Raw genomic sequence first — 26,511 nt, forward strand, 5'->3', positions numbered from 1 at the left:
CGCCAGCCTCAACTGCCTACAAGCGCGCTTACAACCACCCCGAGCGCTTGAAGCTCCCCCACAACGCGGTACAGCCCACCGCGATAAACCCCAGCACCAGAAAGTACCCGTAGTGCCAGGTCAACTCCGGCATGTTCTCGAAGTTCATCCCATAGATTCCGGCTACCGCCGTGGGGAACGCCAGGATCGCCGCCCACGCCGCGAACTTGCGCTGCACCACGCTCTGGCGCGACGCTTCGAGCAGCACGCCGACTTCAATGGTCTGGCTGGCGATGTCCGCCAGAGTCGCCAGGTCTTCCATCTGCCGCGTGACGTGAATCTGCACATCGCGGAAGTACGGGCTCATGTTTTTGTCGATGAAGGGAAAGTCCAGTCTTTGCAGTTCTTCGCTGATTTCCACCATCGGTGCTGCATAACGGCGCAGGCGTAATACGTCACGGCGCAAGCTGTGCAAGTTCTGAATATCCCGCTCGTTCAGGGAGCTGCACAGTACGTTGCGCTCCAGTTCATCGATCTCGGCGTGAATGGCTTCACCCACCGGCTGGTAATTTTCAATGACGAAATCCAGGATGGCATAGAGAACGAAATCTTCCCCGTGCTCCAGCAGAATAGGCCGCGCCTCACAGCGTTGTCGCACGTGGGCGTAGGACGCCGAGTGGCCATTGCGGGCGGTGATGATGTAGCCGTTGCCGGCGAAGATATGAGTCTCGATGAACTGTAGCTTGCCGTCCTTGCGCACCGGCGAATACGTGACGATAAACAGTGCATCGCCAAAGGTCTCCAACTTGGGGCGACTGTGCTTCTCCATCGCGTCTTCAATCGCCAATTCATGCAGGTTGAATTGACGTTGCAGGTTGGTCAGTTCCTGGGCACTGGGCTCTTCCAGGCCGATCCATACAAAGTGGCCCGGTTTGGCTGCCCAGGCGCTGCCTTCGTCGAGGGTGATGTTGGTGACTTTCTTACCGGCGCTGTAAACCGCAGCAGCAACGACTCTACCCATGATGGTGGTTCACTTCTTCTTGGAAAATGGCAGTGGCAGGCAATCTGTAGCTTAGTGTGCCCTGCTGCTTGAGAGTCAGCAAAATCCACCGAGTTCGCCGGTAGAGTCAAATGCCCTACAGGTGGAATCAGAATCGTGCGGGTTTTTGTGGTGAGGGGATAAACCCCCTCGCCACAGGGTTATGTGCCCGGCTGGCTATTGTTTAACAGGCTCGTTAAACAGCCTGCACCTGCCGGTCCATTACCGCGATGCACTCGCGCATTTGCTCACGGCACTGGGCGATGAGCTGGGGCATGTCATCCAGGCTCAACCCCGCCGTGGGAATGGCCGGTAGCGAGCGTATGAGGATGTCGCCGCCTCGCCAGCGATTGAGGCGCATGTGCTTGATGTAGCTGCTGACGCACACCGGAACAATCGGTACCCCGGCGGCGATCGCCATCTGGAACGCGCCTTTCTTGAAGGGCAGCAGATCCTCGCCAAGATTGCGCGTGCCTTCCGGGAATACCCAGATCGATGTGTCCTCATGCTGCAACGTGTGAGTGGTGGTCAACATCGACTGGCGCGCCTTGATCGCGTTACCCCGGTCAATCAGCACATTGCCCGCCAGCCAGAACAATTGCCCGAACAACGGCACCCACTTCAGGCTCTTCTTACCGATGCACACGGTGCGGTAGGGCACCACGTTACCGAACACGAACAGGTCATAGTTGGACTGGTGGTTGGCAATGATCACGCAGCTCTGGGACTTGTTTACCAGCGTGTCGACCTCGGCTTTCACCCGCAGACGCAAAATGCACATGGCGGGCCACGCATACAACCTGGCGCATAAACGGCTGTTGTCTGGATTGAACGGCCGACACAACCCCAGGATCACCCCGAGCACACCCGCCAGCACAAAATGCACACCCATCAACAACATACGCAATAAAAACAGCATCTACAGGCCCCGTCGGGACAAAAGGTGGCGCAGTGTACGGATGTGCACTGTTTTCGGCAATTGCCGCTATAGAGGTAGGAGATGGGCGATGTTTGAGCGCATGTTTCCGATTAGCGTGTCAGAAGCAGGCTAGAGCGGTTGTCGGTTTTTAAACGGAGCATGTAAGAAAAAGCCCGACACAGCGGTCGGGCTTTTCGTTTTGCGCTGAGGCAAGTTAACCCATGTGCTCCTGATCCAGCAGGATTGCACTGTCCAGCGTCTCCAGCAGGGCCTTGCGCACTTTCAGCTTGGTGTTCTTGTGGGCGGTCATGTTGATTTTCTTCAACTGACGCGCGGCCTCCAGCGCCGCACCCTGCAGCTCATCGGTCGACACCACCTTGTCGAGGAAGCCGGCGTCCACCGCGCTCTGCGGGTTGAACATCTCGCCATTGATCACCGAGCGATGAAACGCGGATTTGCGCAGGCGATCGCGGGCCAGCTCGATACCGGCGTGGTGCATGGTCATGCCGATCTGCACTTCGTTCAGGCCAATGCTGAACGGTCCATCGACACCGATGCGATAATCCGCCGACAGCAGCAGGAACGCTCCCTTGGCCACCGCATGCCCTGGGCACGCGACAACGACGGGGAAGGGGTGCGACAACAGGCGACGGGCCAGGGTCGAGCCGGCCGTGACCAGACTCACCGCTTCCTTGGGACCGGCGGTCATCACCTTCAAATCATAACCACCGGACAGAATCCCCGGTTGCCCGGTAATGATCACCACCGCCCGATCCGTCACAGCCTGATCCAGCGCAGTGTTGAACGCGGCAATCACATCCGGCGAGATGGCATTGACCTTGCCGTTGTTCAAGGTCAGGGTCGCGATACCGTCTTCGAGATGGTAGGCAATCAGGTCGCTCATGGCGCTATTCCTTGTAAGAGAAGTGACGCAGACGTTACCCACCGCCGCAGGCCAGGTAAAGCGCTGTGACTGACTCACCGGTCAGCCCCCAGCCCCGACAAACCGCCTGACCGCCCCATCGCCCGCGCCTTGCTCCATGGAACACTGCACACACAAACCCGAAGATTGGCCGGTTTGCCATGCCCGGACGCGTTTGAAATGCCCGACCACCTTAACCGCATGAAAATTCTGAAAAAAACCTTTGCCATCGGAAAAGCTTTCGACTACATTAGCGCGCCTCGACAGACTGAACAGTTTGCCGAGACACGGTGAAGTGTCCGAGTGGCTTAAGGAGCACGCCTGGAAAGTGTGTATACAGGAAACTGTATCGAGAGTTCGAATCTCTCCTTCACCGCCACATTCTGCAAACACAAACCCCTGATTTTCCTAGAGAAAGTCGGGGGTTTGTGGTTTTTGGTGTCTGGAAAAGGGTGATATGGGAACGATATGGGACCGGCGGGCGACTCCCCGCGTGCTGGCGGCAACCCCGCATAGGAGCCAGGCTCAGGTGCCCACGCCGTTCCACCAAACAGCATCGGGCAATCTCACAGCAGTATCGAGCAAAAGCTTCCGAGCCCATGCCGTTAAGGTTCCTCTTGAAGAGGTTCCTATCAACGTATTGTTGTGAGAGAAAGATCATGACCCCATGGATGAGTTTGGCTGTGCGCCTTCAGGCTGTCGCGCTGTGTTTGGTGCTTTCAACGAACACGGTTTCAGCGTCGCAAGCCGCTGACCAAAACATCAATACCGACCTGGTGCGCCAAGCATTTACCAACTGGCAACAAGGCCAAGGCACGGTTTTCGATCTGCTGGCGCCCGACGCAACGTGGACCGTATCTGGATCAAGTCCGGTTTCTGGTGTGTATAACAGCAAGACGGATTTAATCGAACGAGCCGTACGACCGATCACCGCTCGGCTGGCAACGCCCATTTCCCCTACCGTGCAAAGCATTGTGGCTGAGGGCGATGTCGTGGTGGTTCTCTGGAAGGGAGAGGCCATGGCCCTTGACCGCAAGCCCTACAACAACACTTACCTGTGGCACATGACACTCAAGGATGGCCAGATCACAGAGGTAACAGCCTTTCTGGACACCTACGTGTTGAATGACCTTATGCGTCGGGTTGATCCTGTTCGGTAATAGCCCGCAAAAAGACGGCTCGTTGAATAAACGAGCCGTTTTTTTATGCCGGTGTTATCAAGGCAAGGGGCTGGCTATCAAAGATGATCCGCATCAATCACAGCCTTGGCAAACGCTTGCGGATCTTCCTGCGGCAAGTTGTGGCCGATGCCGCCGCTGATCAACCGGAACTCGTACTTGCCGGTGAAGCGCTTGGCGTAATCCTCGGGAGCTGGGTGCGGCGCGCCGTTGGCATCGCCTTCAAGGGTGATGGTCGGCACGCTGATGGAGGGCGCCGTCGCCAGTTTCTGTTCCAGCGCGTCGTATCGGGTCTCGCCCTGGACCAAACCGAGACGCCAACGGTAGTTGAATACGGTGATCTCGACGTGGTCGGGGTTTTCCAGCGCCTTGGCGCTGCGGTCGAAGGTGGCGTCATCGAATGCCCATTTGGGCGACGCCAGTTGCCAGATCAACTTGGCGAAGTCGTGGGTATTTTTCTCGTACCCGGCGCGGCCACGGTCGGTGGCGAAATAAAACTGATACCACCATTGCAACTCGGCCTTGGGTGGCAGCGGGTTCTGACCGGCGGCCTGGTTGCCGATCAGATAGCCGCTGACCGCGACCAGCGCCTTGACGCGCTCCGGCCACAGGGCCGCGACGATGTCCGCCGAACGTGCGCCCCAATCGTAGCCACCGAGCACGGCTTGCTTGATTTTCAGTGCATCCATGAAGTCGATCACGTCACTGGCCAACGCGGCTGGTTGACCGTTGCGAAGCGTTTTTTCGGACAGGAAATGCGTATCGCCGTAGCCCCGGGCATAGGGCATCAGCACGCGGTATCCCTTTGCTGCGAGCAAGGGCGCGACTTCGTCATAGCTATGAATGTCGTACGGCCAGCCGTGCAGCAGAATCACCACCGGCCCATCGGCGGGGCCGGTTTCGGCGTACGCCACGTTCAGCAGACCGGCCTTGATATGCTTCAGCGCACCGAACGGGGAGGGCGTTGTATGCGTGATGCCGGACTTGTTCGCGGTTGGCTGCGCGGCGCTGGTGGATTGCCCGTGGGCTACCCCGAGCGCGCCGAACAGACTGAGAGCGAGGATGGATGAGCCGAGCAGGCGGCGATGGGTTTTACCGGTTTTGCTGTGCTGCAGTGCCGTTTTCATGGTGATGCCTCCATTGCGAGCCATGGGTCAGGGGCTCTGGTTGATGCCCTTGAAACCTTGGGTGCATTTGAACGGGGCAACGTATCCGGGCTGTGTCGAATGGGAGGTAAAAGTGCAAGGTTATGTAGCGATGTATCCTCGGGATACACGAGGATACATCGCAGCAAGATTGCCGGCGGCTAACGATTTTGGCCGGCTGCAGGATCGTTCTGTCGCAGATAATAATTGTCGAACTCACCGCTTTCGATGAGTTGGAAACCGTGACGAATGTAGAAGCGATTCGACGCGCTTTCTTTGAGAGCGCCCACTCGTAATGGCAGCGCAGCGGCATCCGCCTCTTTGAATATTTGGCTGAGAACAGCAGAGCCTATTCCTGATCCCTGCGCGTCAGGGTGCACGTACAAGTGGTCAAGCAAGAGTTCATTGTCGTGACGTTTGATGACTACGAACCCCACCCTCTGTCCTGTTACCACGATGTGGCGTGTGCAGTCTGGTTTAAAACCGCCTAGAAATCGCTCGCGTGCGCGCACGGGATCAAATCGCCCGACACGCTCAAGACTTTCGCGCATGGCTTCGATTCTGACGGCTACCAGATCGTCCAGGTCGCTGTTTTGAGCGGGGACCAAGGTGACAAGCGAATGGGGTGTGAGGGGCATTATTTCGTGCTCTATCATTTTGCCGAAAGACGTTGATCAGTGTGAGATTGTTGCCTGCCGAGTGCGGCATCCTGGGCGCGCGAGGGGCCGGATAAAAACCGGGATCAGGCATATCCCGGTGGAAGCCGGGTCGCCACATGGTTCCAGCATCTGGCGATCTCCACGGCAATACTGCCGCTGGGTTTTCGGACCTCGAGTTGATCATTTATCGTGAGCTGCTCCAGCAGCCACTCATCCGTCCATCCCGCCCATTCGCCTGCGACGGACCTGAGGTTGGCTTCCAGGACCGGGAACACTTCATTCCATAGGATGCTGTGGATTACCTTAGGTGAATAGCCGGTTTCAAGGATCACGCGAGCGATGTAGTCGTAGGTTAATTCGTCGATCTCGGTGTCGAGAAACAGTGATGAAAGGGCTTGCCAGATTTTCAGGCGATTGGGGTCAGCGGTTTTCATGCTTTGACTCTTTTTGTTGATGGCAAGGCTGGGCGTGTTCGTTTGAGTAATCGGCAATAGCATCCGTGGTTCAGCCTTCGGCCTGGACGTCTTGAAACTATCTTTCTGTCGTGGTTTCTGTCCATTGTCATGCGTCTATGATCACTGATCACCCGGAGCGAGAACTTGAAATGGATGCCTACATTCGCCTCGCAACAGTCGAGGACGCGCAAGCAATAAGCAACGTTGTGATCAGCGCTCTGCGTCAGTCCAATACGAAAGATTATCCGGCCGATGTAATCGTCCGGGTAGAGCAGAACTTTTCTCCACTGGCGATTGAGCGATTGATGGTGCGGCGTCGGATGTATGTGGCATCTGTCGATCAGCGTGTCGTCGCGACTGCCAGCCTCGATGGAGATGTGATCAGAAGTGTTTTTGTAGCGCCGCGGTATCAAAGAGCAGGCCTTGGCAGACGGCTAATGTCGGTCATTTGTTCAGCCGCTCTCGACATGGGTCTGGTCACTTTGCATGTGCCATCCTCCATCACGGCAGAGAGCTTTTACACAGAGCTGGGATTTCAGAAGGTACGTGACGAATTTGACGGTGCTGAACGCACGATCATCATGCGTAAATCCATGATGGAAACCACCCCCACGATTCAGACCCGCCGTCTTATCCTCACGCCTTTACAACTGGCCGATGCACCAGCTATCCAACAGCTGTTTCCTCATTGGGAAGTGGTGCGTTATCTCGACAGTCGCGTGCCATGGCCCTATCCGGAAGACGGCGCGCTGACGTACGTTCGCGACCATGCGCTTCCCGCCATTGCGGCCGGGCGCGAGTGGCATTGGATGATCCGCACTTGCGAAGATCCGGCGCATTGCATCGGTAGCATCAGCCTGTACGATCAACCGGGCAACAACCGAGGCTTTTGGCTGGCGCCTCAATGGCAGGGAAAGGGCTACATGCGCGAGGCCTGTGAGGTTATCAACGCCTATTGGTTTGAAACCCTGGGGCGTCCCGTCATGCAAGTTCCCAAGGCGGTGGGCAATCATGCTTCGCGTAAAGTTTCGGAACACGAAGGCATGCGCATGATTGCAACACGGCAGGGCGATTTTGTCTGTGGGCCCTTGCTAAAGGAAGTTTGGGAAATGACGCGGGAAGCATGGCTCGAGAAAAAAGCGGCTTTGGGGCCATTGAGCAGGGAGCAATGAGTCTGGTCGCTTTTGACGACCATTAATTACAGTCGCCGGACCTGAATATGCCTACAGGGTAAAGGAGTGAAAAAAATGGATATTCCACAGGATTTCAAACCGTTATTTCGGAGCAGTCCTTTTCTTGATCTACTGGGCCCTTTCTACTATCGGGAAAACGCCGAAGGATTCACCGTTGGGATTCGGGTCGAGGAGAAACACACCAATGCGCGTGGACTCGCTCACGGAGGGTTGTTCATGGCGCTGGCTGACATTGCTTTGGGCTACAGCGCTGCCTTCTCGAAAGATCCGCCCCTCAAGCTCGTGACGACCACAATGACCACTGATTTCGCAGGCTCCGCTAAGGTCGGTGATTGGTTGGAGGCGGCTGTCGATATTCAAAAGTCCGGTAGCCGACTGGTTTTCGCCAATACCTATATAAGCGCTGGAGAGGAGCGCGTGGTACGAGCCAGTGCGTCTTTTCTTGTGGTTGGTTGAAAGCATCTGGAGACGCACTACAAACGTCGAGCTTTGCATCCAAGCCCCGCTGCGATGATGCACAGCGTGCTTAGTTTCACCGTCAGCAGTATCAAGGAAGAACACATGGAACCGACACTTAATCGAATCATGCTGTACGTACGGGACGTCCTGGCAACCTGCTCTTTTTATGAGCAACATTTCGGCTTTGTCAGTGAAAAGCATGCCGATGATCGCGTCACGGAATTGAGGCCTGCAAACGGTGGCGCGATTCTGATGGTTCATGCGGCAGGGAAGAGCGTTAAAACGGGACAAGTCACAGTCAAGCTGGTTTTTGATACCCGGGATGTTGAGGGCTTCAAGGAGAAGTGCATGGCCCAAGGCTTGAAGTTTGGCGCCACCCACAAGGCCGACGGCTATTCATTCGCCAATGCCAAAGACCCTGATGGCAACACCATCTCTATTTCCAGTAGAGCGTTTGCATGCCGCTGAACTTTCACAAAATGCACGCCAATGGCGATGATTTTGTTGTCGTGGACGCGCGAAACTCAGCAAATCTCCACCTGATAGCGAAAAGTGTCGGCTGCGCCGCGCGACAGTCGGTATTCCAGGGGTTGACGGTCGTAGCCCAGGGCCACCCGTTCGACTACCACCACTGGGCTGCCGGCGCTGACTCCCAGCGTGGCGGCCAGTGGCTCATCGGCCGAGGTGACGGTGAGGGTTTCCCGGGCTGATGCGACGCGCATGCCGCAGCGTTCTTCGTAGAAGGGGTAGAGCAGGGTGCCGAAGTCGTTCAGGTCGGTGTCGAGCAGGGCGCCGAATTGAGCGGCCGGTAGCCAGATCTGCTCGTGGAACAGCGGCCGGCCGTTGATGAGGCGCAGGCGCTCCAGGCGGATGGTGGCGTCGTGCTCGGTCAGATTCAGCGCCTGGCGCACGTGGGCGTCCGGGGTCTCCTGGGTGCGACTCAGGATGCGGCTTTGCGGCACTTGCGATTGACCGCTGGCATCGACCTGTCGAAAGAAACGAAACAGTGAACCGTCGAAGTTGGGTCGGCGCACGAACGTGCCACGGCCCTGGACGCGCAGCAGTAACCCTTCCCCGACCAGCGTTTCCACCGCTTTGCGTACCGTGCCTACCGCAACGCCGTAGTGGCGGGTCAGTTCTGCCTCGGTGGGAATGGCTTCACCGGGCAGCCATTCGCCTGCGGCGATTTTCGCCAGCATCTCTTCACGCAGTCGTTGATAGAGCGGCAGTCGCTCGTCATGTCCAAGGTGTGTAAGGGCCATACCGTCAATCCAAATCCAAGCAATGCGCCACTTTACCTCACTGGGCGCGTTGACAGGGATGGTTGTTTATAGATATGGTCATCCAGTCATGTATATGAATTTCAGGTCTGTAATCACCTTACATGCCTGGCGGGCTCCCACAAAAAATCAACAAAGGCAGCTTCCTGATGTCCCTGTCGTTCGAAGGTATAGATACTCACGCCCACATATTCCGACATGACTTGCCCATGGCGAGTGATCGTCGCTACAGCCCTGATTACGACGCCTTGGCCGAGCACTATCTGGGGCATCTGGATCGCTGCAGCCTTGCCCAGGGCGTGCTCATCCAGCCGAGCTTCCTGGGAACCGACAACCGTTTCATGGTCGAGGCCCTGCAACGTTATCCGCAACGTTTGCGAGGCATCGCGGTGGTCGAACCGGACATCGAGGATGCACAGCTCCAAGCTTTGGCCAAGGCTGGCGTGGTAGGCATTCGCTTGAATCTGATCGGCAAGGCGCCGCAGGACTACATCGATGCACGCTGGCAGACGTTTTACCAGCGACTGGCCCGACTTGGCTGGCAGGTTGAAATCCAGTGCGGCTTCGACGCCTTGGTCCTGGTTGTACCGTTCGTTCTGGCGAGCGGCGTCACGGTGGTCGTGGATCACTTCGGTCTTCCGTCCAACGGTATCGACCCGAGTAACCTCGCCCATCAGGGCTTCCTGGCCTTGCTCGGCGAGGACCGGCTGTGGGTCAAGTTGTCTGCCGCCTATCGCAGTCAGTCAGACCTGCCCCGCGCGGCTTGCGTGTTGGCGCAATTGCGCCAGGCATGTGGCGGTATCGATCGTTTTGTCTGGGGCAGCGATTGGCCCCATACCCAGTTCGAGTCGCGCACCGGCTATGACGCGCAATTGGCCTTTGTGCATGCCTTGTTTCCCGACCCGGTGGAGCGCCGGCAGGTGTTGGTGGATAACCCCACAACCCTGTTCGGCTTTGCTGCGTCGACGCGTTGAACTCCCCATAACAAAATAATACGGAACACACATCATGATGAGCCTGTACGTCGTCGCCGCGATCGTTCTTGCTGTCGCGCTGGGATACACCACCAAAATCAACATCGGCCTGTTCGCCATCGCCTTTGCCTATCTACTGGGCTGTTTCGGCATGGGCTTGAGTCCTTCCGAAATCATCGCCATGTGGCCGCTGAAGATTTTCTTCATCATCTTCTCGGTCTGCCTGTTCTACAGCTTCGCCATCGTCAACGGCACGCTGGAGAAACTGGCCGAACACTTGCTCTATCTCTGTCGTAACGTGCCGCACCTGTTGCCTTATGCGGTGTTCCTGACCGCTTGCCTGATTGCTGGGCTCGGCGCGGGTTACTACACGGTGCTGGCTTTCATGGCCCCGCTGACGCTGCTGCTGTGCCAGCGCACGGGCATGAGCCTGATACTCGGTGGCATGGCGGTGAACTACGGGGCCCTGGGCGGTGCCAATTTTGTGTCCAGCCAGAGCGGTATCATTTTCCGAGGTCTGATGACCGGCCTGGGTGTTCCCGAAAGTGAAGCTTTCATCAATGGCCTGGCCATCTTTGCCAGCACCATGGTCATTCCGCTGGTGGTCATCACCGCGTTCGTATTCTTCGCCGGCCACGGCCGTGCGCTGAAGAGCGCGGCGGTCGCGATCGAGACGCCGAGCCCGCTCAACCGTGAGCAGAAAATCACCTTGTGGCTGACCTTGCTGATGATGCTGATCGTGTTGGCCGGTCCCATCGCGCACATCCTGTTCCCAGGCAATGCGACGGTGACGTTCGTCAACTCGAAGGTGGACATCGGCCTGATCGCCAGCGTGTTCTCGGTGATTGCGCTGATGCTCAAGCTGGGCGACGAGCGCAAAGCCATCGCCTCGCTGCCCTGGGGCACGCTGATCATGATTTGTGGCGTGGGCATGCTGATCTCGGTGGCGATCAAGGCCGGCGCTATCGACGCTTTGGCATCGTGGATTGGCGGCAATATCCCACCGGTGCTGGTAGCCCTGGTGTTCGGTGTCGTCGCTGCGCTGATGTCGATTTTTGCCAGCACCTTGGGAGTGGTTACACCCGCGCTGTTCCCCATGGTGCCGCCGCTGGCCGCCGCCATGTCGATCGACCCCATGGTGCTGTTCATCAGCATCGTGGTTGGCGCCCAAGCCACCTCTATCTCGCCGTTCTCCTCCGGCGGCAGCCTGATCCTGAGCTCCTGCGCCGATGAGCAGAGCCGAACCCGGCTGTTTCCCCAATTGCTGCTGCGTGCCGCGCCCATCGGCTTCGTCGCGGCGATGCTGTTTAACCTTGCGCTGACTTTTATCTGAAGAGTTCGCTTTGGTAGGTCTGGGAAGTTGATCGTTCTCACGCTCTGCGTGGGAATGCATCCCGTGACGCTCTGCGTCATCTTCCAGAAGCGGAACGCGGAGCGTCCCTGGCGACATTCCCACGCAGGAGCGTGGGAACGATCGAGGTGCAATTCACTCAAGACCTGCCTGAACCACTGTGGCGAGGGAGCTTGCTCCCGCTGGGCTGCGCAGCAGCCCCACTTTCACCGCCATTGCTGATGCGACTGGCGCTTAAGATCGAAGACTCAGCTCTCAGGGGTTATGACTGACTCTGGAGCGGGTTCAGCAGCCAGTTTTAACCGGTCAGCCTTACTGATGTATTTGGATTTCTTCGGCGGGGCCAGTTTGGCACTCGCCTTTTTTGCGTGAGCTTTTAGTAACTGATTTATTTTTTTACGACGATTCATACTTTTCTACTCGGTTTGCAAAGTCTTGGATGATGGTGAAAGTCTGGTGTGAAGCCAGGCATTGATTTTGCGCTTCCCAGCCGGCCCCGCTACCCAGAAACCTACCCCCAACCCTCAAGCCGCATGGTCGCGCGTACCAGGCGTTGCTCTTCCTGTTCGATCTCCTTGAGGTTGTCGCGGATGCTGTGGATGTGTTCGCGCGCAGCGCGCTGAGCTTGTTCTGGCAGGCGCTCGATGACGGCGTGATAGAGCCGGGTGTGCTGGCGGTCGATCTGGCGTTTTTGCATCGGGCGATGGTAGAGGTTGTTGACCGAGGCGAACACCGTACTGAGCATCAAATCGGTCAACGACTGCAGGGTGTGCAGCAACACCGGGTTGTGCGAGGCCTCGCAGATCGCCAGGTGGAAGGCGTGGTCGAGGCGGGCATGTTCGCGCGGCTCGGCAGGTACGGGTTGGCTGTGGGCGGCGAGCATTTCTTCGTAGCGCCGGGTGAGCAGGACAAAGTCTGCATCGGTGCCGCGCAAGGCGGCCAGGCGTGCTGATTCGGCTTCCAGCAGTGCGCGCACTTCCAGAAGATCAAACAGGGTGCGCGGCTGCGAATTGAACAGGTGCATCAGTGGGCTGGCATCGCGGTTCCCGTTCAGCGTGGCCACCCGTGAGTCACGGCCTTGGGCGGTCTCGATAATGCCGCGCCCGCGTAGCACTTTCAGCCCTTCACGCAGGGCCGAGCGGGATATTCCCAGTTTTTCGCACAGGCGGCGCTCCGAGGGCAGTGCCTGGCCCACCTTGAGCACGCCATCGACGATCAATCGTTCGATCCGCTCGGCGACCACATCACTGACCTGGCGGCGAACGGCGGAAGTTTCTTCGAGCATGTCAGGGGCCTCGGCTAACTGGTAGTACCAGTTTTAAATGGTCATTCACGCTGCGCCCAATATAGCCACTAACCCCTTTATAAGTAAGGCCCTTGGCAAATACGGGTTAGAGGCGGGCTTGAATAAACTGGTCATACCAGTTCATCCGGTGATAGACGACCACCCTGCAAGGCTCTACATATAGCGCATAACAAGCAGCCCGGCTCGCTACCGGCGCGGCACAAAAGAACAATAAAGCGAGAAAGCCTGCCATGAGTATTTTGTACGACGAGCGCGTTGATGGGGCGCTGCCTGAAGTGGACAAGTCAGCGCTGCTGGCGGAACTGCGCCAGCAGCTTCCTGACCTGGAAGTGCTGCACACCCAGGAAGACCTCAAACCCTACGAGTGCGACGGCCTCTCTGCCTACACCACCACGCCGATGCTGGTGGTATTGCCGGAGCGCATCGAACAAGTCGAACGCCTGCTCAAACTCTGTTATCAACGCCGTGTGCCCGTGGTGGCACGCGGGGCAGGGACGGGCTTGTCCGGTGGTGCACTGCCATTGGTCCAGGGGATTTTGCTGGTGATGGCGCGCTTCAAGCACATCCTTGAAGTCAATCCAGAAGGGCGCTTCGCTCGCGTTCAGCCGGGCGTTCGCAACCTGGCCATCTCCCAGGCGGCCGCCCCTTACGACCTGTATTACGCACCGGACCCATCCTCGCAGATCGCCTGTTCGATTGGCGGTAACGTCGCCGAGAACGCCGGAGGCGTGCACTGCCTCAAATATGGCCTGACCGTGCACAACCTGCTCAAGGTGGAAATCCTCACAGTTGAAGGCGAGCGCATGACCTTGGGCAGCGAGGCCCTGGATTCGCCCGGCTTCGACCTGCTCGCCTTGTTCACCGGCTCCGAAGGCATGCTGGGGATCATCACTGAAGTCACGGTCAAGCTGCTGCCCAAGCCGCAGGTGGCCAAGGTGTTGCTGGCCAGCTTTGATTCGGTGGAGAAAGCCGGGCGCGCGGTGGGTGAAATCATTGCGGCCGGCATCATCCCCGGCGGCCTGGAGATGATGGACAACCTGGCCATTCGCGCCGCCGAGGACTTTATACACGCCGGTTATCCGGTGGACGCCGAGGCCATCCTGCTGTGCGAACTGGACGGTGTGGAGGCCGACGTGCACGACGACTGCGAGCGTGTCCGCGCGGTGCTGGGCGAGGCCGGCGCCACCGAAGTGCGCATGGCCCGCGATGAGGTTGAACGGGTCAAGTTTTGGGCCGGGCGCAAGAACGCCTTCCCGGCCGTCGGGCGTATCTCGCCGGACTATTACTGCATGGACGGCACCATTCCACGTCGCGAACTGCCCGGGGTGCTCAAGGGCATCAGTGAGCTGTCCGAGGCGTTCGGCCTGCGTGTGGCCAACGTGTTCCATGCCGGTGACGGCAATATGCACCCCTTGATTCTGTTTGATGCCAACCAACCCGGCGAGCTGGAGCGGGCCGAGTCCCTGGGCGGCAAGATTCTCGAACTCTGCGTCAAGGTGGGCGGCAGCATCACCGGCGAACACGGGGTGGGGCGCGAGAAGATCAATCAGATGTGCGTTCAGTTCAACAGTGACGAACTGACCCTGTTTCACGCGGTGAAGGCAGCATTCGACCCGCGTGGCCTGCTCAACCCCGGCAAGAACATTCCGACCCTGCACCGCTGCGCCGAATTCGGCGCCATGCACGTGCACCACGGCCAACTGCCCTTTCCTGAACTGGAGCGCTTCTGATGGTGATGCAGCACGACTGCGACGCCAGCGAGGCGTTGCTGGAACAAGTCAATCACGCCCTCAACAGTACTACGGCGTTGCGCATTCAGGGAGGTAACAGCAAGGCGTTTCTCGGTCGCAAGGTCGAAGGCGAAGTGCTCGATACCCGTGCCCACCGCGGCATCGTCAGCTACGACCCGACCGAGTTGGTGATCACCGCCCGCGCCGGCACGCCGCTGGTTGAGCTGGAGGCGGCGCTGGACGCGGCCGGGCAGATGCTCACCTGCGAGCCTGCGCAATTTGGTGGCGCCGCGACCCTCGGCGGGATGGTTGCGGCAGGTCTTTCGGGCCCGCGCCGGCCTTGGTCCGGCGCGGTTCGTGACCTGGTCCTGGGCACCCGCTTGATCACCGGAACGGGCAAGCACCTGCGCTTTGGCGGCGAGGTGATGAAGAACGTCGCCGGCTACGACCTGTCGCGGCTGCTGGCCGGGAGCTTTGGCTGCCTGGGAGTGATTACCGAGGTGTCGCTCAAAGTGCTGCCCAAGCCGCGCCAGTGCCTGAGTCTGCGGCTGGAGATGGACGCCGCGCTGGCCTTGCGCAAACTGGCCGAGTGGGGTCAGCAACCCATTTCGCTGAGCGCCGCCAGCCATGATGGTCAGGCTTTGCACCTGCGCCTGGAAGGTGGTGAAGGCTCGGTCGCAGCGGCCCGTGAGCGTCTCGGCGGTGAGCTGCTTGAGAGCTCGTACTGGGTTGACCTGCGCGAGCAGCGCCTGGATTTCTTCGCAGACCCGCGCCCGCTCTGGCGATTGTCGGTGCCGACCAACACCGGCGTGTTGGCGCTGCCCGGTGAGCAACTGATCGACTGGGGAGGCGCCCAACGCTGGCTCAAGTCCGATGCCGATGTCGCGCTGATCCGCCAGATCGCCGCCCAAGCCGGTGGCCACGCCACCTGTTTCACCGCCGGCCACTGCGACATTCCATTCCATCCGCTGGCCACCCCGTTGCTGCGCTACCACCGACAGCTCAAAACCCAGCTTGACCCCCAGGGCATTTTCAACCCTGGCCGTATGTATCGCGAGGTGTAGTTTGCAGACCCATCTGAGTGAACAGTCCAAGCACCTGCCGCGCGCCGAGGAAGCCGAACGCGTCCTGCGCAGCTGTGTGCATTGCGGCTTTTGCAACGCCACCTGCCCGACCTACCAGCTTATCGGTGATGAGCTGGACGGCCCGCGCGGGCGCATTTACCTGATCAAGCAAGTGCTGGAAGGCAACGAAGTCACGGCCAAGACCCAACTGCACCTGGATCGCTGTCTGAGCTGTCGCAACTGTGAGACCACCTGCCCGTCGGGCGTGCAGTACCACAATCTGCTGGATATCGGCCGCGCGGTAGTCGATGCCGCCGTTCCGCGCCCGCTGGCTCAGCGCGTATTGCGTCAAAGCCTGCGTGCCGTGGTGCCCCATGCGCGGCTGTTCAAAGGGCTGATTGAGGTTGGCCAGGTTTTCCGTCCGCTGTTGCCGGCCAGCCTCAAGGCCAAATTGCCGCGCACCGCCAGTGCCGCCAAACCCCGCCCCGAGCCACGCCATGCACGCCGTGTGCTGATGCTTGAGGGCTGTGTGCAGCCTGGCCTGGCACCTAACACCAATGCCGCCACGGCGCGGGTGCTCGATCGCCTCGGCATCAGCGTCACGCCGATCAATGAAGCCGGTTGCTGCGGCGCAGTGGACTACCACCTCGACGCCCAAGAGCAAGGCTTGCAGCGTGCGCGGCGCAACATCGATGCCTGGTGGCCCGCCATCGAGAAGGGCGCCGAGGCCATTGTGCAGACCGCCAGCGGCTGCGGCGCCTTCGTCAAGGATTACGGCCATCTGTTGGCGCAGGATCCGGCCTACGCCGAGAAAGCCAGGCGCGTCAGTACGCTGGCCAAAGACCTGGTTGAAGTGCTCAGCGTCGAACCTCTGGAGCAACTGGGTGTGCATGCCGACAAGCGCGTGGCTTTCCACTGCCCCTGCACTCTGCAGCATGCGCAGAAGCTGGGGGGCGCCGTGGAAAGCGTGCTCGCTCGCCTCGGGTTCGGTTTGACGGCTGTGCCCGACAGTCACCTGTGTTGCGGCTCCGCCGGGACCTATTCGTTAACCCAGCCGCAGCTGTCCAGGCAGTTGCGCGACAACAAACTCAATGCCCTGGAAAGCGGTAAGCCGCAGGCGATTGTCACCGCCAACATCGGCTGCCAGACCCACCTCGACGGCGCCGGTCGCACCCCTGTGCGGCATTGGATCGAACTGGTCGAAGAAGCCCTGAATTAACCGGAGAACAGCATGCTTAGCAAAGCCGTATTGAGCCAGACCGAAGTCAGCAAAATCCTCGCCGCTGCCCGCAGTGAAGCGGAGAAAAACCACTGGGCCGTGAGCATCAGCGTGGTCGACGACGGCGGGCATCCGCTGGCCCTGGAGCGCCTGGATGGCTGCTCACCGATCGCCGCCTACATCGCCGCCGAGAAGGCCCGCAGCGCCGCCATCGGGCGTCGTGAAACCAAAGGTTATGAAGACATGGTCAATGGCGGGCGTAGCGCGTTCCTGTCCGCGCCGCTGCTGACTTCGCTGGAAGGTGGTGTGCCGGTGATTGTCGACGGCCAGGTGATTGGCGCGGTGGGCGTTTCCGGGGTCAAGGCCGATCAGGACGCCCAAGTGGCCAAAGCCGGTATCGCCGCATTGGGCTGATTACAAGGGCTAGGCGCCTGTTCAGTGAGCCGCGCTGACATCTGACGCCGGCCACCTACTGTTTTTTGGAGAGTGAAAATGACTGATCGCGTGAACTGCCAGCGCCTGCAAGTGGCCGTCAACCTGCAACGTTTCGTCGACGAGCAAGTGCTGCCCGGCACCGGGATTGAACGCGAGGCGTTCTGGGCCGGCTTCGACGCCCTGGTGCATGACCTGGCGCCGCACAATCGTGCGCTGCTGGCCGAGCGCGATGCGCTGCAGGCGAAGCTGGACAGCTGGCACCGCGCGCACCCAGGCCCGATCAGCGACATGTCGGCCTATCGCGATTTTCTCGAGTCCATCGGCTACCTGTTGCCGCAGCCAGACACGGTGCGGGTCAGCACCGCCAACGTTGACAGCGAGATCACCCACCAGGCCGGTCCACAGCTGGTGGTGCCGATGATGAATGCCCGCTACGCGTTGAACGCCGCCAATGCGCGCTGGGGCTCTTTGTACGATGCGTTGTACGGCACCGATGCCATCGCTGAAGACGGTGGTGCTCAAAAGGGCCCGGGTTACAACCAGGTGCGTGGTGACAAAGTCATCGCCTTCGCCCGTGCGTTTCTCGATCAGGCCGCGCCTTTACGCATGGGCTCGCATGCCGACTCGGTCAATTACCGGGTCAGTGAGGGGCAACTGCAGGTGACCCTGGCTGACGGCACCCAGACCGGTTTGGCCCAGGCCGACAAGTTCGTCGGTTATCAGGGCCAGGCCAGCGCGCCGACAGCGGTGCTGCTGAAAAACAACGGCCTGCACGTGGAAATCCAGATCGATGCCGGGAGCCCGATCGGCGCCAGCGATGGCGCAGGGGTCAAGGATCTGCTGGTGGAGTCCGCGCTGTCGACCATTCTCGACTGCGAAGACTCCGTCGCAGCGGTCGATGCGGCCGATAAAGTGCTGATCTACCGCAACTGGCTCGGCCTGATGAAAGGCGACCTCAGCGAAGCGCTGGAAAAGGGCGGCAAGTCTATCGTGCGCCGTCTCAACCCGGACCGCGAGTACACCGCTGCCGCTGGTGGTGCGTTGAAGCTGCACGGCCGTTCGTTGCTGTTTGTGCGCAACGTCGGGCACCTGATGAGCAACCCGGCGATCCTCGACGGCGAAGGCCACGAGATCCCCGAAGGCATCCTCGACGGGGTGATGACCAGCTTGATCGCCCTGCATGACCTCCAGCGCCACGGTAACTCGCGTACCGGCAGTATCTATATCGTCAAGCCGAAGATGCATGGCCCGGCTGAAGTGGCCTTTGCCGATCAGTTGTTCACGCGCATCGAAGACCTGCTGCACTTGCCCCGGCACACCCTGAAGATGGGGATCATGGACGAAGAGCGCCGCACCAGTATCAACCTCAAGGCGTGTATCGCCAGCGCGGCGGCGCGGGTGGCCTTCATCAACACCGGCTTCCTCGATCGCACCGGTGATGAGATGCACACCGCCATGGAGGCCGGTGCGATGCTGCGCAAGGGCGACATGAAGAGCAGCGCCTGGATCCAGGCCTACGAGCGCAACAACGTGCTGGTTGGCTTGAGCTGCGGTCTGCGTGGTCGGGCGCAGATTGGCAAGGGGATGTGGGCCATGCCGGACCTGATGGCCGCCATGCTCGAGCAGAAGATCGCCCATCCCCAGGCCGGCGCCAACACGGCCTGGGTCCCGTCGCCGACCGCTGCCACCTTGCATGCCTTGCACTACCACCAAGTGGATGTGCAGGCGGTGCAGCGCGAGCTGGAAGCCATCGACCTCAACAGTCAGCGCGACGACCTGCTCAATGGCCTGCTCAGCGTGCCGGTGGTGGCCGAGCCTGACTGGAGCGCCAGCCAGATCCAGCAAGAGCTGGACAACAACTGCCAGGGCATCCTCGGTTATGTGGTGCGCTGGGTCGAGCAGGGCGTGGGTTGTTCCAAAGTGCCAGATATCCACAACGTCGGCCTGATGGAAGACCGCGCCACACTGCGTATTTCCAGCCAACACATTGCTAACTGGCTGCACCACAACGTCGTTAGCCAGACTCAGGTGCGCGCAAGCCTTGAGCGCATGGCCAAGGTGGTCGATCAGCAGAACGCCGGTGATCCGCTGTATCGCCCCATGGCCGATGACTATGCCGCCTCGATGGCGTTCCAGGCCGCCTGCGACCTGGTGTTCAAGGGCCGCGAGCAACCCAGCGGCTACACCGAACCGCTGCTGCACGCCTGGCGTCTGCGGTTCAAGCAACAGGCCTGAGGGAGACACGCTCTGCAATCGTCGAGGGGCTGCGGTGTGCGTCGTGACCGCAACCCCGAAAGCCCCTGCTTTAGCGGGGGCGCAATACAACAGGCCCCGACAGCCCATGGCTGCCGGGGCCCTTGAGCATGAGCGCGGCGACGGGTGATCCCCTGTCGACGCGGTTCGCGGAGCACCTGTGCTCTGGATGCGTGGCGCCGGATACCCCCGGCAAACTGTGGTTCACAACAATAAAAAGGAACCAAAACCATGAGTCAAACACTGCTGTCCATCCTGGCCTTCGTGCCGCTGGTACTGGCGGGCGTGTTACTGATCGGCTTTCGCTGGCCAGCCAAATACGCCATGCCCGTGGTCTTCGTACTGACGGCGCTGATCGGCCTCGGGGCCTGGGACATGACGTTGAATCGGGTCCTGGCGTCCTCGCTGCAGGGCCTCGTCCTGACGGCGGCGATTCTGTGGATTGTTTTCGGTGCCATTCTGTTGCTCAACACCCTCAAGCATTCCGGCGGCATCAGCTCCATTCGCCGTGGCTTTGCCAATATCAGCCCGGACCGTCGGGTCCAGGCGCTGATCGTGGCCTGGCTGTTCGGCTGCTTCATCGAGGGCGCTTCGGGCTTTGGCACACCTGCGGCGGTAGTCGCGCCGTTGATGGTCGCGCTGGGCTTCCCGGCCATGGCCGCGGTGGTACTCGGCATGCTGGTGCAGTCCACGCCGGTGTCTTTTGGTGCCGTCGGCACGCCCATGGTGGTCGGGGTCACAGGCGGACTTGACCAGACCGGTCTTGGCGCGCAACTGGCTGCTGTGGGCAGCAACTGGGACGTGTTCTTCCATTTGATCGTCTCGCGGGTGGCGATCATCCATGCCCTTTGCGGGATTCTCATGCCGCTGATCATGATCAGCATCATGACCCGCTTCTTCGGCAAGAACCAATCCTGGCGCGAAGGCCTGGTCATGGCGCCGTTTGCGATCTTCACGGGCCTCGCCTTCGTCATCCCTTACGCCGCCGCTGGGGTGTTCCTCGGTCCGGAATTCCCTTCGATGATTGGTGCCCTGGTGGGCCTGAGCATCGTGATCCCGGCTGCCAAAGCGCGCTTCCTATTGCCCAAGACCACCTGGGATTTTGCCCCGGCCAGCGAGTGGCCAGCGGAGTGGATGGGCAGGATCGAGATGAAGCTCGACGACATGGCCGGCAAAAAAGCGATTTCCGTCCCCATGGCCTGGGCACCCTATGTGCTGCTGGCCGTGTTGTTGGTGCTGTCGCGCAACATTCCACCGCTCAAGGCCTGGCTGCTGTCCCTGAGCTTCGGGGCCAAAGACATTCTGGGGGAGACGGGCGTGTCCGCCAGCCTGGAACTGCTCTACCTGCCAGGTGGTTTGCTCTGCGTGGTTGCGCTGATGACATTCTTCTTGCACCGCATGCGCGCCAGCGAATTGGTGGCGGCCGTGAGTGAATCGAGCAAAACCTTGCTGGGCGCCGGTTTCGTGTTGATCTTCACCATCCCGATGGTGCGTATCCTGATCAACTCAGGGGTGAACGGATCGGACCTGGTGTCGATGCCGGTGGCAATGGCGCGTCTCGTCGCAGACAGTGTCGGCAGCGTGTACCCGTTCTTCGCCCCGGCGGTGGGCGCACTGGGCGCATTCATCGCCGGCTCCAACACCGTGTCCAACCTGATGCTGGCGCAGTTCCAGTTCAACACCGCGCAACTGTTGGGCATCTCCGGCGCGCTGATGGTGGCGTTGCAATCGGTAGGCGCGGCGGCCGGCAACATGATCGCCATCCACAACGTGGTGGCGGCGTCGGCGACAGTCGGCCTGCTGGGTCGCGAAGGCATCACCCTGCGCAAGACCATGCTGCCGACGCTGTACTACATCGTCCTGGCCGGTATCATCGGCATGATCGGCTTCTATCTGCTGGGTATCAGCGATCCGCTGACGAAGTCCTGAAACCTGCAGGCTGCCCGCCGATGGGGCGGGCAGCTTCGGTCAGGCGAGTCCACCGGAGCTAAACCAGCGCATCTGTTGACAGGTTGTAAATGAAAGCCCCTGATTCGTGATGAATCAGGGGCTTTGGAGTGTCTGGCGTTTTATAGAAGGGTACCCGCTGGCGCCGCATCCAACCGCCTTGCAATCACATCCATCACGTCGCAACCGTCACGCAGCGGAATGCAGTAAAGCTGTGCCAAACCCCATCGCCATTTTGGGCGACGCTCAGACTATAGGCGCCACCACAAAAAATACGCAAGGGATTGATAGCGCGGAGGTTTCCCAATGACATGTGGGATATTTCCGTAGCTCAATCAGCCAATTCCGCCATTCCACCCCCATTTACAGCCCTACACGTCCCACAATCCAATCGCGCATTCCCCTCCGGCGCGGGATAATACGGCCCGGCTTGGGGTCACAACCGCTTCCCCCTGATTGTATTGGCGGCTGAGAAGGATCGATCGCAATGACAGACTGGCTGCAAAGCTATGGAGAGATGGCTGAACGGGTTCGCGGCCACGATTGGGACGCCAGCCCGCTCGGGCCGCCGAAACAGTGGCCCGATGTGCTGAAGACCACCGTAGCGTTGAGCCTCGCCTCGCATTTCCCCCAGGCCATCGTGTGGGGGCCGGAACTGATCACGTTGTACAACGATGCCTTCGTGCCCATCCTCGGCAATAAACCCCAAGCGCTGGGTCGGCGGTTCGATGAGGTGTGGAAGGAAGTCTGGAGCGACATCGGCCCGATTGTGCGGGCGGCCTTCGAGGGGCAGGCGACTTATATCGAGAATTTTCCCCTGATCATCGAGCGTGGCGGCGGCCTGGAACAGGCGTATTTCACGTTCTGCTACAGCCCCATCCGTGATCAGTTCGGCAAGGTCGTGGGCATGCTGGACACCGTCACCGAGACCACTTCCACGGTGTTCATGACCCAGCGCCTGGCGGTGCTGGATGCCATTGGCAATGCCGTGGCGAATGCCACCGACCCACAGGCCATCATGGCCACCACCACGCGGATTCTGGCGGCGCACCTGAACCTATCCAATTGCGCCTATGCGGATATGGATGAGGACGAGGATGGCTTCACCATTCGCGGTGATTGGGCTCGGGCGGGGTCACCCAGTATTGTCGGGCATTACCGGCTGGCGGATTTTGGTCGGCTGGCGGTTGCCAACCTGCGGGCCGGCAAACCCCTGGTGGTCAACGATAACCTCAAGGAGCTGGCGCCCGAGGAAGCGGCGACGTTCCAGGCGATCGGTATCGCCGCGACCATTTGCGTGCCGCTGATCAAGAACGGACGTTTGACCGCATTGATGGCCATCCACGACAAAACGCCGCGGGTCTGGTCCAGCAACGATCTGGCGCTGCTGATGGAAGTGACCGAACGATCCTGGGCTCACATCGAGCGGACCCGCGCGGACGCCGCCGTGCGCGAGGGGCTAGCGGCCCTGGCGGAACTGAACGCGACGCTGGAGGAGCGGGTCGAGGAACGCACCACGCGCCTGAAACAGACCGAAGCGGCCCTGCGCCAGTCGCAGAAACTTGAAGCCATCGGCCAGCTCACCGGCGGGGTGGCCCACGACTTCAACAACCTGCTGACGATCATTCGTTCCTCCGTCGACTTTCTGCGCATGCCTAACCTCTCCGATGAGCGGCGCAACCGCTACATGACGGCGGTTTCCGAGACGGTGGAGCGTGCCGCCAAGCTGACCAGCCAGTTGCTCGCCTTCGCCCGGCGTCAGCCGTTGAAACCGCAAGTCATCGATGTGGGCAAGCAGGTGCAAAGCCTCGGCGACATGCTGCAGACCGTCACGGGGGCGCGGATTCAGGTCAAGGTCGAGCTGAGCGACCGGCCTTGTTACATCCGCGCTGACTTGAGCCAGTTTGAAACGGCGCTGATCAACATGGCCCTCAATGCCAGGGATGCCATGGATGGGCAAGGCACGTTGTCGCTGCGGCTCATTGGCGGTGCTGGCATGCCGCCGATCCGAGGTCACGCGGGAGCCGGGCAGTCTTTTGCCGCCATTGCCCTGGCGGACACCGGCACCGGCATTGCGGCAGAAGTCCTGGAGCATATTTTCGAGCCGTTCTTTACCACTAAGGAAGTGGGCAAGGGCACCGGGCTGGGGTTGTCCCAGGTGTTCGGTTTTGCCAAACAGTCTGGCGGCAACGTGGATGTTTCGACCGTGGTCGGGGAGGGGACGGTGTTTACCTTGTACCTGCCGGAAGTCGAGCCTGAAGAGATTGATGAGCCCAACCGGGAGGAAACCACGCCCCTGCTGCTGGAAAAGGGCAAGCGTCGGGTGTTGATCGTGGAGGACAACCTGGAGGTCGGGCGTTTTGCCAATCAGATCCTGCAGGATCTGGGCTACGAAACGGCCTGGGCGACCAACGCCGAGGAGGCTCTGGATATGGTTGGCCCGGATGCGATGGCGTTCGACGCGGTATTTTCCGACGTCGTCATGCCCGGCATCAGCGGCATTGCCCTGGCCAAGGCACTGCGCCGGCGCCGCCCGGATCTGCCGGTGGTCCTGACGTCGGGTTATAGCGAGGAGCTGGCCCACCGTGGCCATGAAGATTTCGAGTTTCTATCCAAGCCCTATTCGGCCGATCAGGTTTCCCGGATCTTGAGCCGCGATGGCGGGGCGGATTGAATAAAGCGGTCCGTGGGCAAGTCACGCAGCTCCATTCGTCGGCCAGACGCTTGCCTGAATAATCAGTCCTTTGATGACCGACTAGTCTGAAAGTCGTGAAGGCCTATATTTTTCAGGCAACGGGTTGTTGCCGGTGTGGGCCTCGACGAAAAGGGGAAAGGCGATGGGAGCACCGTACAGCGAGGATAACGGAGCCGCATATCCGATCAATGAAGGTTTGCAGTGTGGGCAATCGGCCTATAGGGCGGACTTTGGCGACGAGCCGATCAAATCCATCAGGACCAAGGTGTCCAAAGTGCCGCGAGGGGAAAAGGCCAAGTTCCTGCCCAGGGTCCCGGTCAGGAAGTAACGTTGCAACTCTACAATTCAGTCCTGTCATCGTGGCGAGGGAGCAAGCTCCCCGCCACGACACCATTCCAGCCTCTGGCATAAATATTCTTCATCTTTTTTTTCACGACGGTTTCTTTCACGTTTCTTTCACAAGCGGGCGCGTAATCTTGGCTCATCCGTTAGAAAGCAGTAACCGCAGTACCTGCCCGTTTCCCCAGCGGGCTTTTTTTTGCCTGTCATAAAACTACCCCTCCGTTTGTTGTCCAAGTGACATGGCCCGACGCTATCTGGCGTAGACTGACGCCCGCGCGTACCGGCCATCTTTCCCCGATGCGGCATTCTTGAGGTTTCTATCATGCGTTTGACTTTATCCACCTTGGTGCTTGGGCTTGTGGTTGCTCAAGGCGCGATGGCTGCCGGTGACGGTACTGCTGCGGTTGGCGGTGGTCTGGGCGGTGCGTTGGGTAACGTAGTCGGCCAACAGATGGGCGGCAGCACAGGCGCGGCCATTGGCGCCGGTGTCGGTGGTGCAGCCGGCAGTGCGGTGGGGGCGCGTAAGGGCAGCCGTACGGAAGCGGCCATTGGCGGTGGTTTGGGGTCGGCCGGCGGTTCGATTGTCGGTAACAGCCTGGGCGGCTCGACGGGCTCCACCATTGGCGCAGGTATTGGTGGCGCGGCGGGTGGTGCATTGGGTAGCAACCTGTCCAATGACAACGATGGTCATTCGGGTGGTAAGAAGCACAAGCACAAACATAAGAACAAACATCGCTAAGCGCATGTTTGGATGAGAAAGACCCGGCCTGTGAGCCGGGTTTTTTGTTCGCCATGGGTTTGCGGTTTATCTGCTCACAGGGTTGTCTGGCCACAGGGCTGTCCGGCGTTTTCTTTACCGGGTTATTTACCCGGAACGTTTCCCCTCTGCGCACCTCGAATTCATACATCCATCAGCAATTGCGAGGTGCGTCATGACGCCGGAAACCGAAGGTACGGAAGAAAAAGGCCCGTCGGGCGTTCCTTTCGTCAATGATCCGGGCAATGAAGACCCCGGCTCGCTGATGGACGACGCCCAGGTGCCCTTGATCGAGGGTGAAGAGGTGGAAGACGCTGAGATCGAGGACGAGTCCTACGATTGAAGTCGCTCAAGCTGACCGCCCGTGTTCTCAAAACTGCATGACGTGTTGTCCCGTCATCAGGAGGTTGCCATGACTGCCGATTCGCCTGTCCCTGACGACGATGAAACCCCGGAATACCCGCTGCCCTCGCCAACCGACTCGCTGAGCCGGGACCAGCGCCCGCCTGACGACGACGCCGGGGTAGAGCAGGTGCCGAGTGAGGATGAGGATATCGAGGCGAGCCCGGACGATCCGGACATTGCCGGTAACGACGCCTCCGGCGAACCGAGCTGATTGCCGGTTCCGCCCGTCGATTTATCGGCACCATCGGCCAGTCACGATTGCCACACATCAGGTAGGTAACCTTAAAAAGGGAGACTCACCATGATGAAATCAAATGTGACCGCGCTGACCCTGGCCGGGATTCTGTCGGTCAATTCCATGGCGGTTTTCGCCCAGTCTTCGGGCGGCAATCCCCCCGTAGATAAGGGCGGGATGCCACCTTCCACCGAGATGGAAGCCGGCACGCCATCGGGCACGGGAGGCGCTTTGCCGCCGGGTTCCGTGGAGGGCGGTAATGGCAGCGACGCCAGTGGCAGCAGCACCAGTCCCGGTACGGGCAGCGGCTCAATGAGCGGCGGCAGTTCCATGGGGGGCGATGCCTCCAGCAGTGGAACCGGGGCCGGAACCAGCGACAGCGGTGGTAGCTCCGATGACGGCGGTTCGAGTGGTTCCAGCCAATAACGCATTGATCATCATCTGAACCTGATCCTTGTTGCGGCGAGGGGGCAAGTGCCCTCGCTGCAACAGTCGCCCACACAGATTTCCCGTTGCCTGTGCCAAGCCACTCTCGTTATTCTGCTGAATCCTTTAAGGTGAACACGTTGC

Annotated in this window: 26 protein-coding genes, 1 tRNA gene and 1 pseudogene; 19 read left to right on the forward strand and 9 right to left on the reverse strand. The window is 59.9% G+C overall.

The window, feature by feature from the left end; translation table 11 throughout:
* Nucleotides 1-28 precede the first annotated feature (28 nt).
* The 3 genes from BW979_RS11805 to BW979_RS11815 all read right to left on the reverse strand — a co-directional run bounded on the left by BW979_RS11805 (nt 29) and on the right by BW979_RS11815 (nt 2,841).
* Nucleotides 29-1,000, reverse strand: coding sequence for a magnesium and cobalt transport protein CorA (locus tag BW979_RS11805; protein WP_047228239.1), 972 nt, complete (start codon nt 998-1,000; stop codon nt 29-31).
* A 214-nt stretch (nt 1,001-1,214) separates the two neighbouring features.
* Nucleotides 1,215-1,937 (reverse strand): lysophospholipid acyltransferase family protein, encoded by a 723-nt coding sequence (locus BW979_RS11810; RefSeq protein ID WP_076383849.1) that lies wholly within the window; start codon nt 1,935-1,937, stop codon nt 1,215-1,217.
* A 214-nt stretch (nt 1,938-2,151) separates the two neighbouring features.
* Complete coding sequence (locus BW979_RS11815; protein ID WP_047228241.1) at nt 2,152-2,841, reverse strand: crotonase/enoyl-CoA hydratase family protein; 690 nt, start codon at nt 2,839-2,841, stop codon at nt 2,152-2,154.
* 307 nt (nt 2,842-3,148) lie between these two features.
* On the opposite strand from BW979_RS11815, the gene BW979_RS11820 reads away from it, so the two are divergent.
* Both BW979_RS11820 and BW979_RS11825 read left to right on the forward strand, forming a co-directional pair.
* Nucleotides 3,149-3,238 (forward strand) — tRNA-Ser (locus BW979_RS11820).
* A 280-nt stretch (nt 3,239-3,518) separates the two neighbouring features.
* Nucleotides 3,519-4,019, forward strand: a complete 501-nt coding sequence (locus BW979_RS11825; RefSeq protein WP_230682628.1) for a nuclear transport factor 2 family protein — start codon at nt 3,519-3,521, stop codon at nt 4,017-4,019.
* A 77-nt stretch (nt 4,020-4,096) separates the two neighbouring features.
* Here the strand turns inward: BW979_RS11825 and BW979_RS11830 are convergent, their stop codons facing one another.
* The 3 genes from BW979_RS11830 to BW979_RS11840 form a co-directional block, all read right to left on the reverse strand.
* Nucleotides 4,097-5,164: an alpha/beta fold hydrolase gene (locus BW979_RS11830; RefSeq protein ID WP_076383850.1), complete on the reverse strand. Its 1,068-nt coding sequence runs from the start codon at nt 5,162-5,164 to the stop codon at nt 4,097-4,099.
* A gap of 179 nt (nt 5,165-5,343) precedes the next feature.
* Nucleotides 5,344-5,820: a GNAT family N-acetyltransferase gene (locus BW979_RS11835; RefSeq protein WP_076383851.1), complete on the reverse strand. Its 477-nt coding sequence runs from the start codon at nt 5,818-5,820 to the stop codon at nt 5,344-5,346.
* Between the two features lie 104 nt (nt 5,821-5,924).
* A complete protein-coding gene (locus BW979_RS11840) occupies nt 5,925-6,275 on the reverse strand; it encodes a DUF7079 family protein (protein WP_047228245.1) in 351 nt (116 codons plus the stop codon).
* A 170-nt stretch (nt 6,276-6,445) separates the two neighbouring features.
* Here BW979_RS11840 and BW979_RS28005 point away from each other — a divergent pair.
* The 4 genes and pseudogenes from BW979_RS28005 to BW979_RS11860 all read left to right on the forward strand — a co-directional run.
* A pseudogene (locus BW979_RS28005) lies at nt 6,446-6,844 on the forward strand (GNAT family N-acetyltransferase); the annotation flags it as partial.
* Nucleotides 6,845-6,892: 48 nt separating this feature from the next.
* Complete coding sequence (locus BW979_RS27790; RefSeq protein WP_076386582.1) at nt 6,893-7,468, forward strand: GNAT family N-acetyltransferase; 576 nt, start codon at nt 6,893-6,895, stop codon at nt 7,466-7,468.
* Between the two features lie 75 nt (nt 7,469-7,543).
* The gene (locus BW979_RS11855; protein ID WP_047228246.1) at nt 7,544-7,945 is read left to right on the forward strand and encodes a PaaI family thioesterase; all 402 of its coding nucleotides are present in this window, start codon (nt 7,544-7,546) and stop codon (nt 7,943-7,945) included.
* Nucleotides 7,946-8,050: 105 nt separating this feature from the next.
* A complete protein-coding gene (locus BW979_RS11860; RefSeq protein WP_047228247.1) occupies nt 8,051-8,416 on the forward strand; it encodes a VOC family protein in 366 nt (121 codons plus the stop codon).
* 56 nt (nt 8,417-8,472) lie between these two features.
* On the opposite strand, the gene BW979_RS11865 is transcribed toward BW979_RS11860, so the two are convergent.
* Entirely contained in the window at nt 8,473-9,210 is a 738-nt protein-coding gene (locus BW979_RS11865) for a GntR family transcriptional regulator (protein ID WP_076383852.1), read from the reverse strand.
* A 167-nt stretch (nt 9,211-9,377) separates the two neighbouring features.
* On the opposite strand from BW979_RS11865, the gene BW979_RS11870 reads away from it, so the two are divergent.
* Nucleotides 9,378-10,202, forward strand: a complete 825-nt coding sequence (locus BW979_RS11870) for an amidohydrolase family protein (protein WP_076386584.1) — start codon at nt 9,378-9,380, stop codon at nt 10,200-10,202.
* Between the two features lie 34 nt (nt 10,203-10,236).
* Nucleotides 10,237-11,535, forward strand: coding sequence for an SLC13 family permease (locus tag BW979_RS11875; RefSeq protein ID WP_076383853.1), 1,299 nt, complete (start codon nt 10,237-10,239; stop codon nt 11,533-11,535).
* Between the two features lie 266 nt (nt 11,536-11,801).
* Here the strand turns inward: BW979_RS11875 and BW979_RS11880 are convergent, their stop codons facing one another.
* Nucleotides 11,802-11,963, reverse strand: coding sequence for a DUF2986 domain-containing protein (locus tag BW979_RS11880; RefSeq protein WP_076383854.1), 162 nt, complete (start codon nt 11,961-11,963; stop codon nt 11,802-11,804).
* Nucleotides 11,964-12,064: 101 nt separating this feature from the next.
* Nucleotides 12,065-12,838 carry a transcriptional regulator GlcC gene (gene glcC / locus BW979_RS11885; protein ID WP_047228250.1) on the reverse strand — a complete coding sequence of 258 codons (774 nt, stop codon included), beginning with the start codon at nt 12,836-12,838 and terminating at the stop codon, nt 12,065-12,067.
* A 251-nt stretch (nt 12,839-13,089) separates the two neighbouring features.
* On the opposite strand from glcC, the gene glcD reads away from it, so the two are divergent.
* From glcD to BW979_RS11940, 11 genes are all read left to right on the forward strand, one after another.
* A complete protein-coding gene (glcD, locus tag BW979_RS11890; RefSeq protein WP_047228251.1) occupies nt 13,090-14,589 on the forward strand; it encodes a glycolate oxidase subunit GlcD in 1,500 nt (499 codons plus the stop codon).
* Between the two features lie 5 nt (nt 14,590-14,594).
* Nucleotides 14,595-15,653, forward strand: coding sequence for a glycolate oxidase subunit GlcE (gene glcE, locus BW979_RS11895; protein ID WP_076386586.1), 1,059 nt, complete (start codon nt 14,595-14,597; stop codon nt 15,651-15,653).
* A 1-nt stretch (nt 15,654) separates the two neighbouring features.
* Nucleotides 15,655-16,872 (forward strand): glycolate oxidase subunit GlcF, encoded by a 1,218-nt coding sequence (gene glcF / locus BW979_RS11900; protein WP_076383855.1) that lies wholly within the window; start codon nt 15,655-15,657, stop codon nt 16,870-16,872.
* A 12-nt stretch (nt 16,873-16,884) separates the two neighbouring features.
* Nucleotides 16,885-17,286, forward strand: coding sequence for a heme-binding protein (locus BW979_RS11905; protein ID WP_047228253.1), 402 nt, complete (start codon nt 16,885-16,887; stop codon nt 17,284-17,286).
* Nucleotides 17,287-17,364: 78 nt separating this feature from the next.
* Nucleotides 17,365-19,542, forward strand: a complete 2,178-nt coding sequence (locus BW979_RS11910; protein WP_076383856.1) for a malate synthase G — start codon at nt 17,365-17,367, stop codon at nt 19,540-19,542.
* 249 nt (nt 19,543-19,791) lie between these two features.
* Complete coding sequence (locus BW979_RS11915) at nt 19,792-21,489, forward strand: L-lactate permease (RefSeq protein WP_047228255.1); 1,698 nt, start codon at nt 19,792-19,794, stop codon at nt 21,487-21,489.
* 505 nt (nt 21,490-21,994) lie between these two features.
* Nucleotides 21,995-24,181: a response regulator gene (locus tag BW979_RS11920; RefSeq protein ID WP_076383857.1), complete on the forward strand. Its 2,187-nt coding sequence runs from the start codon at nt 21,995-21,997 to the stop codon at nt 24,179-24,181.
* A 685-nt stretch (nt 24,182-24,866) separates the two neighbouring features.
* Complete coding sequence (locus tag BW979_RS11930) at nt 24,867-25,283, forward strand: glycine zipper domain-containing protein (RefSeq protein WP_047228264.1); 417 nt, start codon at nt 24,867-24,869, stop codon at nt 25,281-25,283.
* A gap of 193 nt (nt 25,284-25,476) precedes the next feature.
* Entirely contained in the window at nt 25,477-25,644 is a 168-nt protein-coding gene (locus BW979_RS27595; protein ID WP_171061338.1) for a hypothetical protein, read from the forward strand.
* Between the two features lie 69 nt (nt 25,645-25,713).
* On the forward strand, nt 25,714-25,917 hold the full coding sequence (locus BW979_RS11935; protein ID WP_076383858.1) for a hypothetical protein: 204 nt from the start codon (nt 25,714-25,716) through the stop codon (nt 25,915-25,917).
* A 90-nt stretch (nt 25,918-26,007) separates the two neighbouring features.
* Nucleotides 26,008-26,367, forward strand: coding sequence for a hypothetical protein (locus tag BW979_RS11940; protein WP_047228266.1), 360 nt, complete (start codon nt 26,008-26,010; stop codon nt 26,365-26,367).
* The last annotated feature ends 144 nt before the right edge of the window (nt 26,368-26,511 follow it).

It is taken from the genome of Pseudomonas sp. A214, assembly GCF_900156295.1.
Lineage (GTDB): Bacteria > Pseudomonadota > Gammaproteobacteria > Pseudomonadales > Pseudomonadaceae > Aquipseudomonas > Aquipseudomonas rhizophila.

What these genes read in the sequence shown, in the direction of transcription:
- BW979_RS11830 (WP_076383850.1), bottom strand. Translation starts at nt 5,164, where the DNA reads ATGAAAACGGCACTGCAGCACAGCAAAACCGGTAAAACCCATCGCCGC.
- BW979_RS11920 (WP_076383857.1), top strand. Translation starts at nt 21,995, where the DNA reads ATGACAGACTGGCTGCAAAGCTATGGAGAGATGGCTGAACGGGTTCGC.
- BW979_RS11815 (WP_047228241.1), bottom strand. Translation starts at nt 2,841, where the DNA reads ATGAGCGACCTGATTGCCTACCATCTCGAAGACGGTATCGCGACCCTG.
- BW979_RS27595 (WP_171061338.1), top strand. Translation starts at nt 25,477, where the DNA reads ATGACGCCGGAAACCGAAGGTACGGAAGAAAAAGGCCCGTCGGGCGTT.
- BW979_RS11935 (WP_076383858.1), top strand. Translation starts at nt 25,714, where the DNA reads ATGACTGCCGATTCGCCTGTCCCTGACGACGATGAAACCCCGGAATAC.
- BW979_RS11930 (WP_047228264.1), top strand. Translation starts at nt 24,867, where the DNA reads ATGCGTTTGACTTTATCCACCTTGGTGCTTGGGCTTGTGGTTGCTCAA.
- BW979_RS11810 (WP_076383849.1), bottom strand. Translation starts at nt 1,937, where the DNA reads ATGCTGTTTTTATTGCGTATGTTGTTGATGGGTGTGCATTTTGTGCTG.
- BW979_RS27790 (WP_076386582.1), top strand. Translation starts at nt 6,893, where the DNA reads ATGGAAACCACCCCCACGATTCAGACCCGCCGTCTTATCCTCACGCCT.
- BW979_RS11835 (WP_076383851.1), bottom strand. Translation starts at nt 5,820, where the DNA reads ATGCCCCTCACACCCCATTCGCTTGTCACCTTGGTCCCCGCTCAAAAC.
- BW979_RS11880 (WP_076383854.1), bottom strand. Translation starts at nt 11,963, where the DNA reads ATGAATCGTCGTAAAAAAATAAATCAGTTACTAAAAGCTCACGCAAAA.
- BW979_RS11910 (WP_076383856.1), top strand. Translation starts at nt 17,365, where the DNA reads ATGACTGATCGCGTGAACTGCCAGCGCCTGCAAGTGGCCGTCAACCTG.
- BW979_RS11915 (WP_047228255.1), top strand. Translation starts at nt 19,792, where the DNA reads ATGAGTCAAACACTGCTGTCCATCCTGGCCTTCGTGCCGCTGGTACTG.
- BW979_RS11870 (WP_076386584.1), top strand. Translation starts at nt 9,378, where the DNA reads ATGTCCCTGTCGTTCGAAGGTATAGATACTCACGCCCACATATTCCGA.
- BW979_RS11860 (WP_047228247.1), top strand. Translation starts at nt 8,051, where the DNA reads ATGGAACCGACACTTAATCGAATCATGCTGTACGTACGGGACGTCCTG.
- glcD (WP_047228251.1), top strand. Translation starts at nt 13,090, where the DNA reads ATGAGTATTTTGTACGACGAGCGCGTTGATGGGGCGCTGCCTGAAGTG.
- BW979_RS11840 (WP_047228245.1), bottom strand. Translation starts at nt 6,275, where the DNA reads ATGAAAACCGCTGACCCCAATCGCCTGAAAATCTGGCAAGCCCTTTCA.
- BW979_RS11805 (WP_047228239.1), bottom strand. Translation starts at nt 1,000, where the DNA reads ATGGGTAGAGTCGTTGCTGCTGCGGTTTACAGCGCCGGTAAGAAAGTC.
- BW979_RS11940 (WP_047228266.1), top strand. Translation starts at nt 26,008, where the DNA reads ATGATGAAATCAAATGTGACCGCGCTGACCCTGGCCGGGATTCTGTCG.
- BW979_RS11875 (WP_076383853.1), top strand. Translation starts at nt 10,237, where the DNA reads ATGATGAGCCTGTACGTCGTCGCCGCGATCGTTCTTGCTGTCGCGCTG.
- BW979_RS11905 (WP_047228253.1), top strand. Translation starts at nt 16,885, where the DNA reads ATGCTTAGCAAAGCCGTATTGAGCCAGACCGAAGTCAGCAAAATCCTC.
- BW979_RS11855 (WP_047228246.1), top strand. Translation starts at nt 7,544, where the DNA reads ATGGATATTCCACAGGATTTCAAACCGTTATTTCGGAGCAGTCCTTTT.
- BW979_RS11825 (WP_230682628.1), top strand. Translation starts at nt 3,519, where the DNA reads ATGACCCCATGGATGAGTTTGGCTGTGCGCCTTCAGGCTGTCGCGCTG.
- glcC (WP_047228250.1), bottom strand. Translation starts at nt 12,838, where the DNA reads ATGCTCGAAGAAACTTCCGCCGTTCGCCGCCAGGTCAGTGATGTGGTC.
- BW979_RS11865 (WP_076383852.1), bottom strand. Translation starts at nt 9,210, where the DNA reads ATGGCCCTTACACACCTTGGACATGACGAGCGACTGCCGCTCTATCAA.
- glcE (WP_076386586.1), top strand. Translation starts at nt 14,595, where the DNA reads ATGCAGCACGACTGCGACGCCAGCGAGGCGTTGCTGGAACAAGTCAAT.